Here is an 841-nt window from a genome sequence, read left to right on the forward strand (position 1 = left end):
TTGCGTAATGCGCTCGGACTGTGTGGATTCAGAAGGATGTAGCGACCAGACATACAGCGGCAAACGCCAGCCAAGTTGTTCATAACGCGTAGCAAATGCCTGCGACACGTTGTCCATCATATCGGCGGAGAGTGTATTTTTAGTTTCGCTCTGGCGGACAAATGCAGAGGTCACCCACACCACGCCATCCAGCGGACGGCGGCGCAGTTTACGCAACGCGCTCAACCACGCGTTGTCTGCCGGTGCGCCCAGATCACCACCCCACAGCAGCACCGTGCCACTGTCCTCCTGCCAGTATTGTGACGTCAGCCCTGGCGTGAGTTGTTCTACATCGGCGGCGCTGCCGGTTAACAGTAGAATGCGGACTTTACGGGGCCAGAAACGGCCGTATTGTTTCTGGAGCGAGGATTTAATATCAGAATTGATATTCTTACTGGCAGGCTGATGAGGTGTATTTTCAGATTCTGATTTTCCATTTTTGTGGGGCCTGTAAAAAATCTGTTTAGCGGCTTGTTTCAGGCGCCACCAAAATTCTGGATGGGAAGTGATTACCCTGGAGCCGCAGGCACTCTGACAATTATTAACCACAACGCATACCCCTTCTTCAAAATCGGTTGATGCACCTTCAATAATTGGATTCACTCCATGTCCAGGAATTGGACAAGAAACCATATCACCGACCAGTGCAACCTGGATTCCATTAATAAACATTGTGGAAGAAGCAGTGATCACTTTTCCTCCATGAGTGGTAGCATCACCTAAACACACAATTCCTGGCATTCCTTTCCCCTTATTAGTTACAGTCAAGCCAATAATAGACAGTTATTTATTAAGTTAGAAA

Annotated in this window: 1 protein-coding gene; it reads right to left on the reverse strand. The window is 48.6% G+C overall.

From position 1 onward, the window contains the following. The coding region (locus GC128_RS22940; protein WP_226812258.1) for a PAAR domain-containing protein at positions 1-780 on the reverse strand (780 nt) is incomplete at its 3' end. Positions 781-841: the final 61 nt, after the last annotated feature.

It is taken from the genome of Buttiauxella massiliensis, assembly GCF_902500225.1.
GTDB lineage: Bacteria > Pseudomonadota > Gammaproteobacteria > Enterobacterales > Enterobacteriaceae > Buttiauxella > Buttiauxella massiliensis.